The organism is Bradyrhizobium sp. 61 (genome assembly GCF_023073075.1).
Lineage (GTDB): Bacteria > Pseudomonadota > Alphaproteobacteria > Rhizobiales > Xanthobacteraceae > Bradyrhizobium > Bradyrhizobium barranii.
In genome coordinates this window covers 100,327-114,777 of record NZ_JADPIU010000111.1, presented here as the reverse complement: position 1 = coordinate 114,777, position 14,451 = coordinate 100,327, and the positions used below count along the sequence as shown (strand labels likewise).

The following is a 14,451-nucleotide window of genomic DNA, read 5'->3' as shown; positions in this document are numbered from 1 at the left end:
ATCGCAAGGTCGAGGAAAACAAGGAGCTTGTATGCGAGCCCATCGCCTCATCCGACCGGCGGCCGGCACCGGTGACATTCCGGCTATGACGAGCCTTATTGAGGAACTCGGCACGCCAGCTTTTCCAGCTTCGCTCTTCCGAGCAGCCTCCGCTTGGGTGATGCCTGAGCACATGGCGGCCTTCGTCTTTGATTCAGACATGAAGCCGCGGACAATTTTTGCTGAAAACGCGGGGCCCGCAAAGGTGTCGCAGGACGTCGCCGTACGGTACTGTCGCGAATACTACCTATACGACCTGGCCAACCGCCAATTGCGCGAGGCGGGATATCAGGGAAGCTGGATCCTGAAAACGAGCGCGTCCGAGGTGATCCATTCGGAATACCGACATCATTGCTACACCGCAGTGAAACTGGACGATCGCATTAGTCTGTCAGACACCCGAGACGGCCGCACGCTTCGCATCAACCTCTACCGGCCCAAAGGCAATGACTTCACTGAGGACGAAATACATAGCATCGGAGACAAGGCTCCCTTGATGCTAGCGCTGGTGCGTCGTCATGCCGATATGCAAGCGGCGAGCCGCCCAAATTCGCACGCATACTATCGCGAACGTCTCACGGCGGTCGCTCCCACCCTGACTTCACGCGAGGCCGACGTTTGTGCCGCCATTATTCGCGGCGTCACATCGGAGGGGATAGCGCTCGAACTCGGTGTTGGGCTGAACACCGTCCTGACCTACAAGAAGCGGGCTTACGCCAGGCTCAACATCTCGTCGCAGAACCAGTTAATGCGTCTCGTTCTCAACTGACTCGGCACCCGATGATGCCGGCATTTTCGAACGTGGGTTGTCCCGTGTTCGGGTGACAGAGCTTCGCGAATTGCTTTGATAGAGATCAATGCAAACAACGGGAAGCATCCGATGAGTGAAAACGACCTCCTGGCCGGCCGCCTCGCAGTCATCACGGGGGGTAGTAGCGGGATCGGCGCCGCGACCGTCCAACGCCTCGCCGACGCCGGCGCAGACGTCATCATCGGTTATCATCACAGCAAGGAGCGCGCCGACGCTCTCGTTGGCAGCCTGCCCCGCGGATCGCACGAAGTCGCAAGGTTGTCGCTGAACGATCCCGAGAGCTTCGTAGCGCTATCGGCGCACATCGCCTCGAGGCACGGAAAGCTCGACATCCTTGTTAATTCTGCCGGCTTCACTCGCGCCATCAATCATGCTGATCTAGTCACTCTCACGGACGCGTTGTTCGAGGAGATTCTCATCGCGAACGTTCGTGGGCCGTATTCCGCGATCCGCGCGCTGCTCCCGGTGCTGCGCGCCTCAGGCGATGCCGTCGTGGTCAACGTGTCCTCGATCTCCGGCTTCACGGCTTCGGGCAGCAACGTCGCCTACTGCGCTTCCAAGGCCGCCCTCGACAATATGACCGCGTCACTCGCGCGTGCACTCGGACCGGAAGTTCGGCTGCTGACCGTATCCCCGGGCGCCGTGGCCACTGATTTCGTGCCTGGCCGGGACCGCGCGGCACTCGAGGCCGGCGCCAAGGCGACGCCTCTGAAGCGCGTCATCGAACCCGACGATGTCGCTTCGGCGATTTTTGCCTGCATCGCTCACCTTAGGGCCAGCACGGGCTCGCGCATCGTCGTAGACGGCGGCAGACATCTATGAGCCCTGCCTGCACACTTTCGGCGGCTCCAGCGCCTACCCAAAGGCATTGCGTACAACTTGAGCGCAATTCGATTCCTACGTAACCGCATTGCTTAAGGGCTTATGAAGGCACTGCACGTTGGCGCGGCCGTCCCTTGGGGTCGATCTCCCATTCACGCAGCAGATCATCGACGCCCACACCTAGTTCCGGGACCGGACGCGGATCATTCGCTGGCGTGCGGCTAAAGCGAGGCGCCGCGGCAGGTTGCACAACGCCCTCGATGTCAACGAAAGTCCGGCGATGACGCAGGTGCGGATGTGTCGAGGCTTCCGACATCGACAGCACCGGCGCGGCGCAAACATCAAGAGGCTCGAGTTGCGCCTGCCATTCGTCGCGCGTTCGCGTACGAAATCGCTCCTTCAGCAGCTCCCGCATGCGCGGCCAGTTCTCCCGGTTCGCTCGTGAACCGGCCGAGCCTGGATCAATGCCAATCTGTCGCAGCAATTCGTCGTGAAAGCGCTGTTCGAGCGCTCCAATTGCCAACCATTTACCGTCTGCGCATTCATACACATCGTAAAAGTAGGCTCCAGAATCAAGCAAATTGGTTCCACGCTCGGACGTCAGGTTGCCCGCCGCCGCCATGCCATAGATGGCAGCCATCAGCGACGCAGTGCCGTCAATCATCGCCGCATCGACCACCTGCCCTAGACCTGAATGCTGACGCTCCACCAAGGCTGACAAGATTCCCAACGCCAGATACAGCGCGCCGCCAGCAAAGTCGCTTACCAGATTGAGCGGAACGGTCGGGGGCTGACCCTTGCGGCCTATCGCATTCAATGCGCCGCTCAATGCCAGGTATGTGATGTCATGCCCGGCTCGCATGGCCAGCGGACCGTCTTGTCCCCAACCAGTCATGCGGCCGTAAACCAGCTTCGGATTGACCGCCATGGCGGGCTCCGGTCCGATTCCGAGCCGCTCAGCGACTCCGGGACGGAAACCTTCAATCAGCACATCGGCTTTGCTCACTACGCTGAGCACGAAATCACGAGCATCGCTGTTCTTAAGATCGAGTTGCAGCGATGGGCGCCCGCGTAGAATTATGTTGCAGCCGCGAGGAAGATCATCGACAAGATCGGGGCTTCCATCCCGCTCGATGCGAAGTACGGATGCACCGAGGTCGGCTAACAACATCGTGCACATTGGCGCCGGGCCAATTCCAGCAATCTCAACAACGCGGATTCCGCTCAACGGTCCCATCTTCTCATGCTCCGCAACGATCCGCGAAACGCACTTAGGGAACGACGTTGCCGAGCACGATCGTGCTGCTTACGCTGAACATTCCGCCGACACCATGGGCCACCGAGATCTTTGCGTTTGGGACCTGAGCAGGCGCAATTCCTCGAACTTGGCGAACACTTTCCTGCAACGCGTACATGCCGTACATGCCCGAATGCATGTAGCTTAGTCCGCCCCCATTCGTGTTTACGGGCAGGGAGCCGCCGGGTGCCGTATGGCCCTCCGCAATCATGTCCGCCGCTTCACCGCGTCCGCAGAAGCCCAGATCCTCCAATCCATAGAGCGGCAGATGAGCGAAGGCGTCGTAAATCATCAGGTGATCGACGTCGTCGTGGCTAATACCGGCGTCTTTGAAGGCCGCCGCGCCCGATCTTCTGAAGGCCGCCGAGGACGTAAAGTCTTCCATCTGACTGATCATCGTCGTCTCGCTCGCTTCGCCCGCCCCCAACACGTAGACCGGGCTGCTGGAGAATTCGGTGGCGCGCTCCGGCGCAGTGATGATCAACGCCCCGCCTCCGTCAGTCTGCGGGCAGCACATCAGCAGCGTGAAAGGATAAGCAACCATGCGAGAGGCGAGCACGTCGTCGACGGTGATCGGGTCTTTGAAAGTGGCCTTCGGATTTAGCGCTGCCCACTTCCGCTGGATGACGGGCACCATGGCCAATTTCTCCAGGGATATCCCGTAGGTCTTAAGGTATCTCAGGACAGGTATGGTGAACATGGTGGGAGCGCCCACAACTCCGAACGGCGCCTCGAATTGACCGACCAGACTCATGGGTTGGGGGGGCCAAGGAAAGAAGGGGGCTGGTACCCTCGATTTTCCGCTCTCCCCGTGAGTGATGAGCACGGTGCTGCACAGGCCCTGACGGATCGCGGCGACGGCATGACGCACGTGCATCATGAACGAGCATCCACCGACGGCCGTACCGTCGATCCAGCTCGGCTTGATGCCAAGATAGTGCGCCAACAGGACAGGATCTTCGCCTGCCGTGGCCAGGCCATCGATTTTTCCGGCGGAGATTCCGGCGTCCGCGAGCGCATTAAGCGCTGCGTCAGCGTGAAGCTGCAACTGCGACATGTCCGGCACGACGCCGATCCTTGTGGTTTCCGCCGCTCCGACGATAGCCGCTTGCGCCTTGCTCAAGATGCTGCTCCTTGGGGTTCGAATAGCGGGAGCGTTATCTCGGTGGAGAGCTCCTTGAACGTCACGCGCAAGGGCATGTCCAACACGAGCGCCTCTGGCGTCTGCGGAACATTGACGATGTTCGTCATTAGCCGAGGCCCCTCTTCCAGTTCGACGACCGCAATCGAATAAGGCGCTTCAAAGCCCGGCGCGGCGCGATGGCTAATCACGTAGCTGTACAGGCGAGCGCGCCCGCTGCACTCCCTTGGAGCGACGTCGCGGCTACCGCATTCGCAGCAAAATGGTCGCGGCGGAAAATAGGTATGCTCGCATTGCCGGCACTGTTGAAGCACGAGACAACCCTCGCGGGTACCGTCCCAGAAGTGCTTTGTCTCGGGCGTCGCGACCGGAACGTAGCGTTTTCCCTTGTCCATAGATGTTCCCTAGTGACTGGCTGAGCCGCGTGAATCGGAGGCGGCATTCGTGGCCGCGTACTCGACAAACCCGTTATCGAGTACCACCCTGTTGCGCTCGATCACCTTGCAGCGGAAAAGGGCCGAGCCCTGATGCTCTTGCCAGATTTCCGTTTGGATGGTTTCTCCGGGCAACACGGGCGCCGTGAAGCGAACATCCATCCGTTGAAGACGCTGAGGTTCATAATCGCACAACACTTTCAGCACGGCATGCCCCGCAATGCCGTAGGCACATGAGCCGTGCAAGATCGGGCGCTCAAATCCGGCGCCCTTTGCGACACTTGGATCGGCATGCAACGGATTGCGATCTCCCGTCAGCCGGTACAGCAGCGCGCCCTGTGGCAAAGTCGACAGCGCACAGACGTGGTCGGGAGCGCGATCTGGAACGGCACGAGGGGACGGCGTCTTTCTAACATCATCAGAAAAGCCGCCGTTACCCCGTAGCACGAAACAGCCCCGCTCTGTGGCTAACGGATAATTGCTCTCTGCGTCCCGGATGGCACGCTCGAAGTAGAGCAGCGCTCCCTTGGCTGCCCCCTTGTCGACGATGTCCAAGATGCGCATACGGCTGATAATTCCGCCCACGGGCGAAAGAGGAGCATGAATCGCAAGGCTCGATTCGCCATGCAGCATTTTGGGCAGGTCGATGCCGATGGAGGGATCGGTCAGAAATCCCGTGTCCGTCATACCTAGGATGATGGGCATTGTCGGAAATGCCTGAAGGCCCTTCTCGTAGACGAACTTGAGTTGACGCGGATCGACCGGATCCGCACCGAGCCCCACGCTGAGCGCGTAAAACATAGTATCCTTGTCGTCGTAATAGCGAACGACGTCCCTGAAGGGCCAGCTCATAAGGCGATTGTAGTCGAGGACCATATCGAAGCCTCAGATTGGATCCCAGCTGAACACGTCCAAGTGCGACGTCAGCGGAAAGAAAGACGGTGAAAGTGCGGGCAACATGATGTCGGCAAGACTTTGCATGCCCCACCCGCCGTCCCGATGAACCGATCGAATAGGTCGGGGCTGACTCATCAGAAATATCTCGTTGCCGCGCACCTTAAAGACCTGACCGCTCACGGACTTGGCAGCGTCGCTCGCCAGAAAGGCACAGAGTGGAGCGATCTTTTCCGGCCCCATCTTCTTCTGGAACATGGCCGCCCGCTCTTCTTCCTCCTTGGACCGGATCGGGACACTCGCGAGCAGTCGGCTCCATGCCGAAGGAGCGATACAGTTTGATCTGACATTGTATTTGGCCATGTCGAACGCAATTCCGGTCGACATTCCCACGATGCCCATCTTTGCGGCGGCGTAGTTCGCCTGTCCGACCGCCCCGATCAATCCCGCAGGAGACGTGAAGTGGATGTACGATCCGGAAGCCTGCGCCTTGAAGTGCGGCGCGGCCGCTCTCGAAACGTAGAAGTAGCCGAAAAGATGGACCTGAATTACCGAGGCCCACTCCGCCTCCGTCATGTTGTAGAACATGCGGTCACGCAGCATTCCGGCATTGTTGACGACCGCGTCGATGCGTCCGTAGTTATCGAGCGCAGTCGCAATGATTTGCTTGGCCGAAGCTTCGGTAGCGATGCTGTCGGTGCTCGCCACGGCCGCTCCCCCGGCCCGTTTGATTTCGGCAACGACCTCCTCGGCGACGGAGGCGTCACTGCCGGAGCCGCTGGGTGCGCTCCCCAAATCGTTGACCACGACCCGAGCGCCTTCTTTTGCCGCGAAGAGCGCAATTTCTCGGCCTATGCCGCGCCCTCCGCCGGTCACCAGCAGAACTTTGTCAACGAGATCGATCTCGCTCATGCGGCGCCTCTCCCGAATTTCCTATGTATTCACATAATATTCCTATTAGATCAACCAGTACGGGTCGTCAACATCCACGCATGGGGTAAAGTGATTATTGCCGCAACAGGCCGCCGAGGAAAAAGTCGAGCAGAGCGTCCGGGATCGCGCCAGCAGCCTTCCGGTCCTTCATGTCCACTCCGTGCGCAAGCCTTATCAGCGGAGCCAGGCAGAAGATGAACGAGGACGAAAGAAGGATACCGTGAGTAACCAGGAAGGGAGGCAAGTCCTTCGCGACCCCCGTGGCTATCGCCGCCTTCACGATGTTCTCAAGCGCGTCTATTCTTTTTTGAAAATGCCTGCGCACAAGCCACTCCAGCCTCTCGCTATCTGCGATCGACTCCAGCACCAAAATGCTCGCAAGCTCGGTCCTCGACGCCGACATGGCGATGAACCTCCGCACAATGACACGGAGTTGATCTACGGGATTTAGATCACGCAGTTCCTGAAGATCTAATGGAAATCGCTTGTCAAGGTCGTGCATGAGATGAGTCATGGCATCCTTCCACAACTGATCTTTCGACCCGAAATGATAGTGTATGATGGCCTGAGAGAACCCTGCGGCGGCCGCGATATCTCCGGTCGACACGCCATCGAAGCCCTTTTTGGCAAACAGCTCGACTGCCGTCTGCAGCAAACTGTCGCGAGAGCTGAGGATTGCGGCATCGGGCTCCGCTCCACGCTTCCCTAGGGCCCGTTTTGGTTTCTTGTTGGGCCTGACAGCGGACGAATGCACCTTCTGTTTCTTGCTGCTAAATCCCACAACCGCTTCCTCTCGTGCCCCGAAGGCCCGTCGATGGTTGTAAAGCATTTTTGAGCGACGGTACAACGAGTTCGTGGCCACCGTAATCGCGAGAGAGGTTCTGAGCACCCCTGATTGAAAACAGATCGAAGCCTCGATTGAGAGCGTCGGCCAAAGCCTCCGATGAGAGGCGACCACCAAGTAGGTATGCGTTCGAGATGAAGGCGGGGTTGATGACCGCTGTTCACAGGCGGTGCTCTGAAAGCCTCACAGCACCTGGTGCACGTCAATCACCGCGCGGTCGCCGAGGCGGGCGACGGAGGCAATGAAGATGTGCTGCATCAGCCAGCGATACTTTTCATGACCGGTCTCAAATTTCGGCGCGGTACGGCAATATACCAGCTTGGGATCGACGGGCTCACCGCGGCTCAGCTTTTGCAACAATTCGGCGGGACCGAAGCGGAAGCCTCTATTTTCGACATAGACAACGGCACCGTCGTCCGTCTCAAAAGCATATCTGGCTTCGATCTCCATCAATCCGTTGGGCCGTATGATCTGGAAATCCGCGCCGGCAGCGCAGAACTTGCCGTTGATATCGCCCCTCACCTCGCCGCCCAATATTGGAACGATCCGTCGGACGCCTGTACCGATGTCGCCGGCCGAGGTTACCTCGCCGACATGTGCCGTGATGGTGAATACGTATTTTGTTTCGAGGGCTGGGGTCATGATCTACATCCATCGCATGTCGACTAAGATGCTAAGGGAAAAAGAGCCCGGTATTCACTTATACCGGGCTTAGTTGAAGGACTCGCCGGCGCGAGCCCTTGGTCCGGCCGGGAGGCGGCCGAAAGGTATAAAGTTGGCGCGGACGCCCGGCTCGGACCCGGAGCATCCGGCGCTCGGCGGTTCATTCGATCGGAACGAATCTTTTCCCATCGAATTGCGTGAGTATCTGGTTTGAGATGAGATGCCTTTGTGTAGCGGAGGTGTTTATCTTCACGCCCGGAAGCAGCAGACCGCCCAGGTCCACATTATGGAGCTTCATGGAGATAGAATTGATATTCTCCCGAGTGAGGTTGTTGCCAGCTTCGCGCAGGATATGAACGAGAAGTCGACCGTATAGGTAACCTTGCACATTGATCACCGAATACAGATTTGCGCCGGGACGATACTTCTTCATGAACTCCTTGTATTCGAGCGCAGCCGGTTCCGTCTCCCAGGTGGGGTCGGACGCGGATTGGATGTATTGATACGAGATAATGCCGGCTGCCTTTTCCATTCCGACCGGCTCGAATACATCGATGTTGGCCCACTTCCCATTCAAAAGGTGAAGTGGCTTCCATTTCAGGTTTGAGAGCGTGCGAATCGATTGGACTGCCGCCCTGCCCGCAGTGACGTTCAACAGGACATCAGCTTCTGTCGCAGCGAGTTGAGCGATCTGAGAATCGATCGTCGGCTCCGTAACCTCGTAAGCCGCCTCCTTCACGATCTGAATGGCGGGAGATGACGCAATCGCGTCCTTGAATCCTTTCGCGTAATCCTTGCCGAAGTCATCATTCTGAAACAGGATCGCGACTTTTGCAGTCTTGAACTTTTCGGCCACGTATTTACCGAGGGCGACCCCTTCCGCAAGATTGCTGGGAATGACGGAACTGCTCCAAGGGAAGGCTGGATCGTTGAACCGGGAACTACCAGTGCCCGCAAATAGCTGCGGGACCTTCTTGGAGTTGAGGTATTTTTGAGTAGCCGTGGCTGTCGGAGTTCCGAACGGGTTGAATATCGCAAGTACTTCGTCCTGCTCAACAAGCTTGCGCGTCTGTTCAATGGCTTTCGCGGGGCTGTAATTATCGTCCAGCGAGATGAAGGTCACTTTCCTTCCGTTTATGCCGCCGCGCTCATTGATCATGGCGATGTAGGCCGCTTCAGTAAGCCCCAGCTCGCCGACCGATGAGAGTGGACCGCTATACGGATAGGTCTGGCCGATCTTGATTTCGCTGTCCGAAGCGCCTGGGTCGTATTTGCTAGGCGACTGAGCAAGGGCTGCGTTCCCTAGCAGCCCGAACATGCAAGCGAAGCTAAGGCACCTCAATGCGTACATCTAAAGTCCTCCCCACTAATAGTTGATTGCTTAATTGCGATCTGCGTTTGGAGACGTGCCGCTCACCGCGATCTTTTCCTACTAACTCGCATACTTTTACTACTTAAACAACCAGCTTTTTATATACGCCAATAAGCGAGCGTCTCGGCGCGCTACCCCGATTTGGGCCAAACGCCGGGAGATGCGCCCGGATTGCAATCGGTTCGACCTCTCTCCTCGACGAGAACCATTGTCTCAAAAACGGGAATGATGGGCTAAGAAAAATAGCCGCGCCAGTTGGGCCTTTCAGGCTCTCCTCCGCTCCACGAGCCTTGAAACATCCCTTGCGCCATGCGGCACGAGGAAGATGACGAGGAACAGCAGCACACCGAACACGGCGCCCGACATGCCCTTCGAGATGCCCTCGGCGATGTTCGGCACGAAGATGATGAAGGCGGCGCCGACGATCGAGCCGGGCAGCCAGCCCACGCCGCCGACGACCATGCCGAGGAACAGCGAGATCGCCAGCGTGATGGTGTAGCCGTCAGGCGCCACAAACTGCACCGCGATGGCGCCAAGGCCGCCGGCGATGCCGGTGATGCCGGCGGAGACACCGAAGGCAAGCGTCTTGTACAGCGCGACGTCGACGCCCATGGCGGAGGCCGCGATCTCGTTGTCGCGGATAGCCATGAAGGCACGGCCCGAGCGGGAGCGCAGCAGATTCACCGAGGCGACGTAAATCCCGATCGTGATCGCCAGTGAGAAGTAATACAGCCATAGGTCCTGCGACATCGGCAGGCCGAATGGCGCATCCGGCTTGGTGACGACGAGGCCCTGCACGCCGCCGGTCCAGCCCTCGAAATAACCGAGCTTCAGCAGTTGGGGCAAGGCGGTGGCGAGTGCGAAGGTCGCGAGCGCGAGATAGACGCCGGAGAGCCGCAGCGCCGGCTGCCCGAACAGGAAGCCGAAGGCGAAGCAGACCACGCCTGCGATCGGCAAGGTCAGCGCGTAGTTGACGTTGAAGTGCTCCATCAGCACCGCGGTCGTATAGGCGCCGACGGCGTAAAACGCGCTCTGGCCGAGCGAGAACTGGCCCGAGCCGCCGGTCAGGATGTTCAGCGCCAGCACCGCGAGCCCGTAGATCAGGAGCATCGTCATCTGGAAGATGATGAAGTTCTTGACGAAGACAGGCATGATGATCAGTGCGGCAAGCACCACCAGCGAGGTGCCGGTACCGAGCGTCATGGCCCGCTTCGGAACGGCCTCGACCGCCTGGTGGCCCTCTGCAACGACTTCTTCTGCAGCGCTCATGATCAAACTCGCTTGACGATGTGCCGGCCGAACAGGCCAGCGGGTTTGACGACCAGGACGGAGATGATCAGCGCGAGCGCGATCGGAAGTTTCAGTTCGTTGCCGACGCCGGGGATGTAGGTGCCGGCCAGGTTCTCGAAGATGCCGACCAGGAAGCCGCCGACCACGGCGCCGAACGGGCTCGTCAACCCGCCGAGCACGGCCGCGGCGAAGCCGTAGATCAGCACGCCACCCATCATGTTGGGTTCGAGGAATACGACCGGAGCGATCAGCATGCCGGCGATCGAGCCGATCGCGGTCGCCATGCCCCAGCCGAGCGCGATCATCCAGCTCGTGTTGATGCCGACCAGCCGGGCCGATTCAGGCACCGAGGCGGCCGCGCGCATCGCGAGGCCGATCTTGGTGTACTGGAAGAAGAAGTAGAGGCCGAGCAGCAGCAGCACGGTGACACCGATCATGCCGGCCTGGTGGGTCGAGATCAGCTGGCTGCTCAGGAACGGCGCGGAGCCGAACGGGGTCGGATACTGCTTGATGGTGAAGTCCCAGATCAGGCCGGCCGAGGAGTTGATGATCGCGAACAGCGCGATGAAGCCGGCGACATTGGTCAGGATCGGCGCCTTCGCCAGCGGCTTGAACAGGATGCGCTCGATCGCGATGCCGCCGACGAAGGAGAGCGCCAGCGTGAGGATGAAGGCAGCCCAATAGGGGATGCCCCATTGCATCAGCTGCCAGGAGATGAAGGTCGAGAACATCGCCATCTCGCCTTGCGCGAAGTTGAGATGGTCGATCGCCTGGTAGATCATGACCACGGCGAGCGCCATGCAGGCGTAGATCGCGCCTGTGGCGATCCCGGCCAGCACCTGGTTGGTGAACAGCTCCATCATGCCGGCTCCTCAGTAACCCAGATAGGATTTGCGGATTTCTTCGTTGTTCGCGATGTCCTTGGCATTGCCCGACATCACGATGCGTCCGGTCTCGATCACATAGGCCTGGTCGGCTAGCTCGAGCGCAAGCTGGGCGTTCTGCTCGACCACCAGGATCGACACCTTGTCCTCGCGGTTGATCTTGCCGAGGATGCCGAACAGGTCACGCACGACGAGTGGCGCCAGGCCGAAGGACGGCTCGTCCAGCAGCATCAGCCGCGGCCGCAGCATCAGCGCGCGGGCGACCGCGAGCATCTGCTGCTCGCCGCCGGACAGCGTGCCGGCCTGCTGGGTGTGCCGCTGTTTCAGCACCGGGAAATGCGCGTACATCCGCTCGATGTCGGAAACAATGCCGGCGCTGTCCTTGCGGGTGATGGCGCCAAGCTGGAGGTTCTCCTCCACCGTCATGGTGGTGAAGGTGCCGCGGCCCTGCGGTACATGGGCGATGCCGAACCGCACGATGTTCTCGGTGGAGCGGTTGTTCAGCGGCTTGCCGTCGAACTCGATGCCGCCGGTGGAGCGCACCATGTTGCAGATCGCGCGCAGTGTCGTGGTCTTCCCGGCGCCGTTGGCCCCTAACAGCGTCGTCAGCGATCCCTCGTTGAGCGAGAAGGACAGGCCATGGAGCGCCTGGACCTGGCCGTAATAGGCCCGCAGGTCCTTGACGTTGAGCAGCGTCGTCATTGGTCCTTGCTCCCGAGATAGGCCTTGATGACGTCGGGATCCACCTGCACCTGGGCGGGCGTGCCTTCCGCGAGCTTCTTGCCGAAATTCAGCGCGACGACGTGGTCGGCGATCGACATCACGAGGCCCATGTGGTGCTCGACCAGCAGCACGGTCATGTGACGCTCGTCGCGGATGCGGCGAATGAGGTCGCCGAGCACATGGACTTCCTCGTGGTTGAGGCCGCCGGCGGGCTCGTCGAGCAACAGGATCTTCGGGTCGGCCGCGAGCGCACGCGCCAATTCGACGCGCTTCTGGGTGCCGAACGGCAGGCCGGACACGATGCTATGAGCGACGTTCTCGAGGTCGAGATAGGCGAGGATCTCGTGCACCTTCTTGTTGACGCTGCTCTCGCTGCGTCGAATCCAGGCCAGACGCAGCGAGTCGCTGATGATGTCGCTGGAGGTGCGGGCGTGCGTGCCGACGCGGACATTGTCCATCACCGACAAATTCGGAAACAGCGCCACGTTCTGGAAGGTGCGGCCGATGCCGATCTCGGCGATCCGGTGCGGCTGCCGCGTCAAGATGCTCGCCCCGTCCATCAGGATGTCGCCGGACGACGGCTGGTAAAGCCGGGAGAGGCAGTTGAAGAGCGTGGTCTTGCCGGCGCCGTTGGGCCCGATCAAGCCAAGGATCTGGCCCTTGTGCATGTCAAAGGACACACCGTTGAGCGCGACAATGCCGCCGAACACGACGCTGACGTCGCGAACCGCGAGCAGGGTATTCACGGTTGCGGATGCGCGCAATGTGGCTGACCCCATTGGATAGTAGACAGTATTTTTTATGCGCAGTCCGGCCGCTTACTCAGCGCGGGAGCTCGTGGTTGAGCTGGGAGACCGCCGAATCAGCGAAGTATCGACGTCGACATCCAGCTCGCAGCCGGGGCCTCCCAAGCCCTTTCGTTCGATCGGAATGAACCCTTTCCCGTCGAATCGCGTCACCGGCCACAGATGCCACCCCGGCGGATCAAAACCCGCGAAAAGTTGTGAATTCTTCCAACGGCACGCGATCGGTCGTGAACTTGTTGATAGGGTGAGCCAGATCCGCATAGCCCAGGGACATTCCGCAATAGACGACGAGGTTTGACGGCAATCCCAAATGCTCTGACACGGTTTTCGGCCAAGCGGACCATGCCTCCTGCGCGCACGTACCGAGGCCAGCCTCTTCCGCAAGCAGCATCAGGGTCTGAATGAACATTCCGAGGTGCACCCACTGCGGCTTGTCAAAACAACGATCGATTGCAAAGATCAGGCCCACGGGAGCACCGAAAAACTCGTAATTCCGTGCGAACTGCTGCAGCCGTCCTGTCTTGTCTTCGCGCGGCACCTCAATCGACGCGTAAAGATCTTCACCATTTTTCTTGCGACGAGTGTTGAACGTGTCTGGCAGTTGGTCAGGATAGACCTTGAACTCCCCACCCTCTCTTGCCCCTTTGAGGCTTTCGCGAGTTTTCCTCTTCAGTTCCTCCAAGTCGTGACCGGCCATCACGTAAACGTTCCATGGCTGCAGATTGCCGCCTGACGGGGACCTAGCCGCAGTTTCCAATATGCTTCGCAAGAGATCTGCGCTCACTGGCTTATCAATGAACGCCCTCGTCGATCTCCTCGCCCGCACGGCTTCGCTCACAGACATCATTCCGTCTTCCTCCCCGAATGCGCAGCGCCCGAGCGATGCAGGTCTGCTTCATAATTTTCCATGATGACGCCGCGGTCAGAGCCAGGCCCGCAATCGCGGTCCACCCTACTTCCTACTAGATTACATGCATTTCCTACTTAATCAACCAGTTTTTGTCATCACTTCTCCTCGTCGGTAAACTGTTCAGGTTGAATAGTGCTGCGCTGATCGAGGGCGCAATACTCATTAAGCGGCTCGCCGGCTGATGTCACTCACCCCACCTTGCGGCGTCGGCCGCGCTACGCGATCGCACTTGGTTGCGAAATGTGCTTCGCCTTGAACCAATGCAGTTGCCGGCGATGCAACAGTAACAGCAGCTAAGCCAAATCGTCTTTACCCAAAACCTCGAGTTTCTACCTAAGATCCGTGAAACGCTGGATGACTGCTTCCGGGCGGACGTTCCATTTCAAACACCCGGTCCTGCGTGACCTCTACGTAGTCTCCACCCCGCCCAGATCTCAATATTGGGTTTGCGAGCGCCGTCTGATAAACGCCATCCTTGATAAGGGATTTATCTCCGCCACTGCGGCCGAAGCCGCGATGATCATGCAGCAGGACGACAAAGCCCGCCTCTGCGAAAGCAACGGCGAACGGCTCCAGCCCATGGTGGAT

General features: G+C 59.4%; 15 protein-coding genes and 1 pseudogene. 2 read left to right on the top strand and 14 right to left on the bottom strand.

Annotated features, from left to right (window positions below; translation table 11 throughout):
* Nucleotides 1-31 precede the first annotated feature (31 nt).
* Both IVB46_RS42410 and IVB46_RS42405 read left to right on the top strand, forming a co-directional pair.
* Nucleotides 32-808, top strand: coding sequence for a helix-turn-helix transcriptional regulator (locus IVB46_RS42410; protein ID WP_247345824.1), 777 nt, complete (start codon nucleotides 32-34; stop codon nucleotides 806-808).
* A gap of 111 nt (nucleotides 809-919) precedes the next feature.
* Nucleotides 920-1,672 carry an SDR family oxidoreductase gene (locus tag IVB46_RS42405; protein WP_247345822.1) on the top strand — a complete coding sequence of 251 codons (753 nt, stop codon included), beginning with the start codon at nucleotides 920-922 and terminating at the stop codon, nucleotides 1,670-1,672.
* A gap of 100 nt (nucleotides 1,673-1,772) precedes the next feature.
* Here IVB46_RS42405 and IVB46_RS42400 read toward each other — a convergent pair whose 3' ends face one another.
* The 14 genes and pseudogenes from IVB46_RS42400 to IVB46_RS45175 form a co-directional block, all read right to left on the bottom strand.
* The gene (locus IVB46_RS42400) at nucleotides 1,773-2,909 is read right to left on the bottom strand and encodes a CaiB/BaiF CoA-transferase family protein (protein ID WP_247345819.1); all 1,137 of its coding nucleotides are present in this window, start codon (nucleotides 2,907-2,909) and stop codon (nucleotides 1,773-1,775) included.
* Nucleotides 2,910-2,943: 34 nt separating this feature from the next.
* The gene (locus tag IVB46_RS42395) at nucleotides 2,944-4,092 is read right to left on the bottom strand and encodes a thiolase (RefSeq protein ID WP_247345815.1); all 1,149 of its coding nucleotides are present in this window, start codon (nucleotides 4,090-4,092) and stop codon (nucleotides 2,944-2,946) included.
* The gene (locus IVB46_RS42390; protein WP_247345811.1) at nucleotides 4,089-4,505 is read right to left on the bottom strand and encodes a Zn-ribbon domain-containing OB-fold protein; all 417 of its coding nucleotides are present in this window, start codon (nucleotides 4,503-4,505) and stop codon (nucleotides 4,089-4,091) included. The genes IVB46_RS42395 and IVB46_RS42390 overlap by 4 nt, the downstream gene beginning before the upstream one ends.
* Before the next feature lie 9 nt (nucleotides 4,506-4,514).
* Nucleotides 4,515-5,420, bottom strand: coding sequence for a MaoC/PaaZ C-terminal domain-containing protein (locus IVB46_RS42385; protein WP_247345808.1), 906 nt, complete (start codon nucleotides 5,418-5,420; stop codon nucleotides 4,515-4,517).
* Nucleotides 5,421-5,429: 9 nt separating this feature from the next.
* Nucleotides 5,430-6,350: an SDR family NAD(P)-dependent oxidoreductase gene (locus IVB46_RS42380; RefSeq protein ID WP_247345805.1), complete on the bottom strand. Its 921-nt coding sequence runs from the start codon at nucleotides 6,348-6,350 to the stop codon at nucleotides 5,430-5,432.
* Between the two features lie 94 nt (nucleotides 6,351-6,444).
* Nucleotides 6,445-7,152: a TetR/AcrR family transcriptional regulator gene (locus tag IVB46_RS42375; RefSeq protein ID WP_247345802.1), complete on the bottom strand. Its 708-nt coding sequence runs from the start codon at nucleotides 7,150-7,152 to the stop codon at nucleotides 6,445-6,447.
* 246 nt (nucleotides 7,153-7,398) lie between these two features.
* Nucleotides 7,399-7,857: a DUF3237 domain-containing protein gene (locus IVB46_RS42370; protein WP_247345799.1), complete on the bottom strand. Its 459-nt coding sequence runs from the start codon at nucleotides 7,855-7,857 to the stop codon at nucleotides 7,399-7,401.
* Nucleotides 7,858-8,038: 181 nt separating this feature from the next.
* A complete protein-coding gene (locus IVB46_RS42365) occupies nucleotides 8,039-9,229 on the bottom strand; it encodes an ABC transporter substrate-binding protein (RefSeq protein WP_247345794.1) in 1,191 nt (396 codons plus the stop codon).
* Nucleotides 9,230-9,514: 285 nt separating this feature from the next.
* The gene (locus IVB46_RS42360; RefSeq protein ID WP_247345789.1) at nucleotides 9,515-10,519 is read right to left on the bottom strand and encodes a branched-chain amino acid ABC transporter permease; all 1,005 of its coding nucleotides are present in this window, start codon (nucleotides 10,517-10,519) and stop codon (nucleotides 9,515-9,517) included.
* A 2-nt stretch (nucleotides 10,520-10,521) separates the two neighbouring features.
* Nucleotides 10,522-11,400, bottom strand: a complete 879-nt coding sequence (locus IVB46_RS42355) for a branched-chain amino acid ABC transporter permease (protein ID WP_247345974.1) — start codon at nucleotides 11,398-11,400, stop codon at nucleotides 10,522-10,524.
* A 12-nt stretch (nucleotides 11,401-11,412) separates the two neighbouring features.
* On the bottom strand, nucleotides 11,413-12,126 hold the full coding sequence (locus IVB46_RS42350) for an ABC transporter ATP-binding protein (RefSeq protein ID WP_129268280.1): 714 nt from the start codon (nucleotides 12,124-12,126) through the stop codon (nucleotides 11,413-11,415).
* A complete protein-coding gene (locus tag IVB46_RS42345; protein ID WP_247345786.1) occupies nucleotides 12,123-12,911 on the bottom strand; it encodes an ABC transporter ATP-binding protein in 789 nt (262 codons plus the stop codon). Before IVB46_RS42345 ends, IVB46_RS42350 begins: the two co-directional genes overlap by 4 nt.
* A 220-nt stretch (nucleotides 12,912-13,131) precedes the next feature.
* Nucleotides 13,132-13,797, bottom strand: coding sequence for a nitroreductase (locus IVB46_RS42340; protein WP_247345971.1), 666 nt, complete (start codon nucleotides 13,795-13,797; stop codon nucleotides 13,132-13,134).
* 399 nt (nucleotides 13,798-14,196) lie between these two features.
* Nucleotides 14,197-14,355, bottom strand: a pseudogene (locus tag IVB46_RS45175) (flavin reductase family protein); the annotation flags it as partial.
* Nucleotides 14,356-14,451 lie beyond the last annotated feature (96 nt).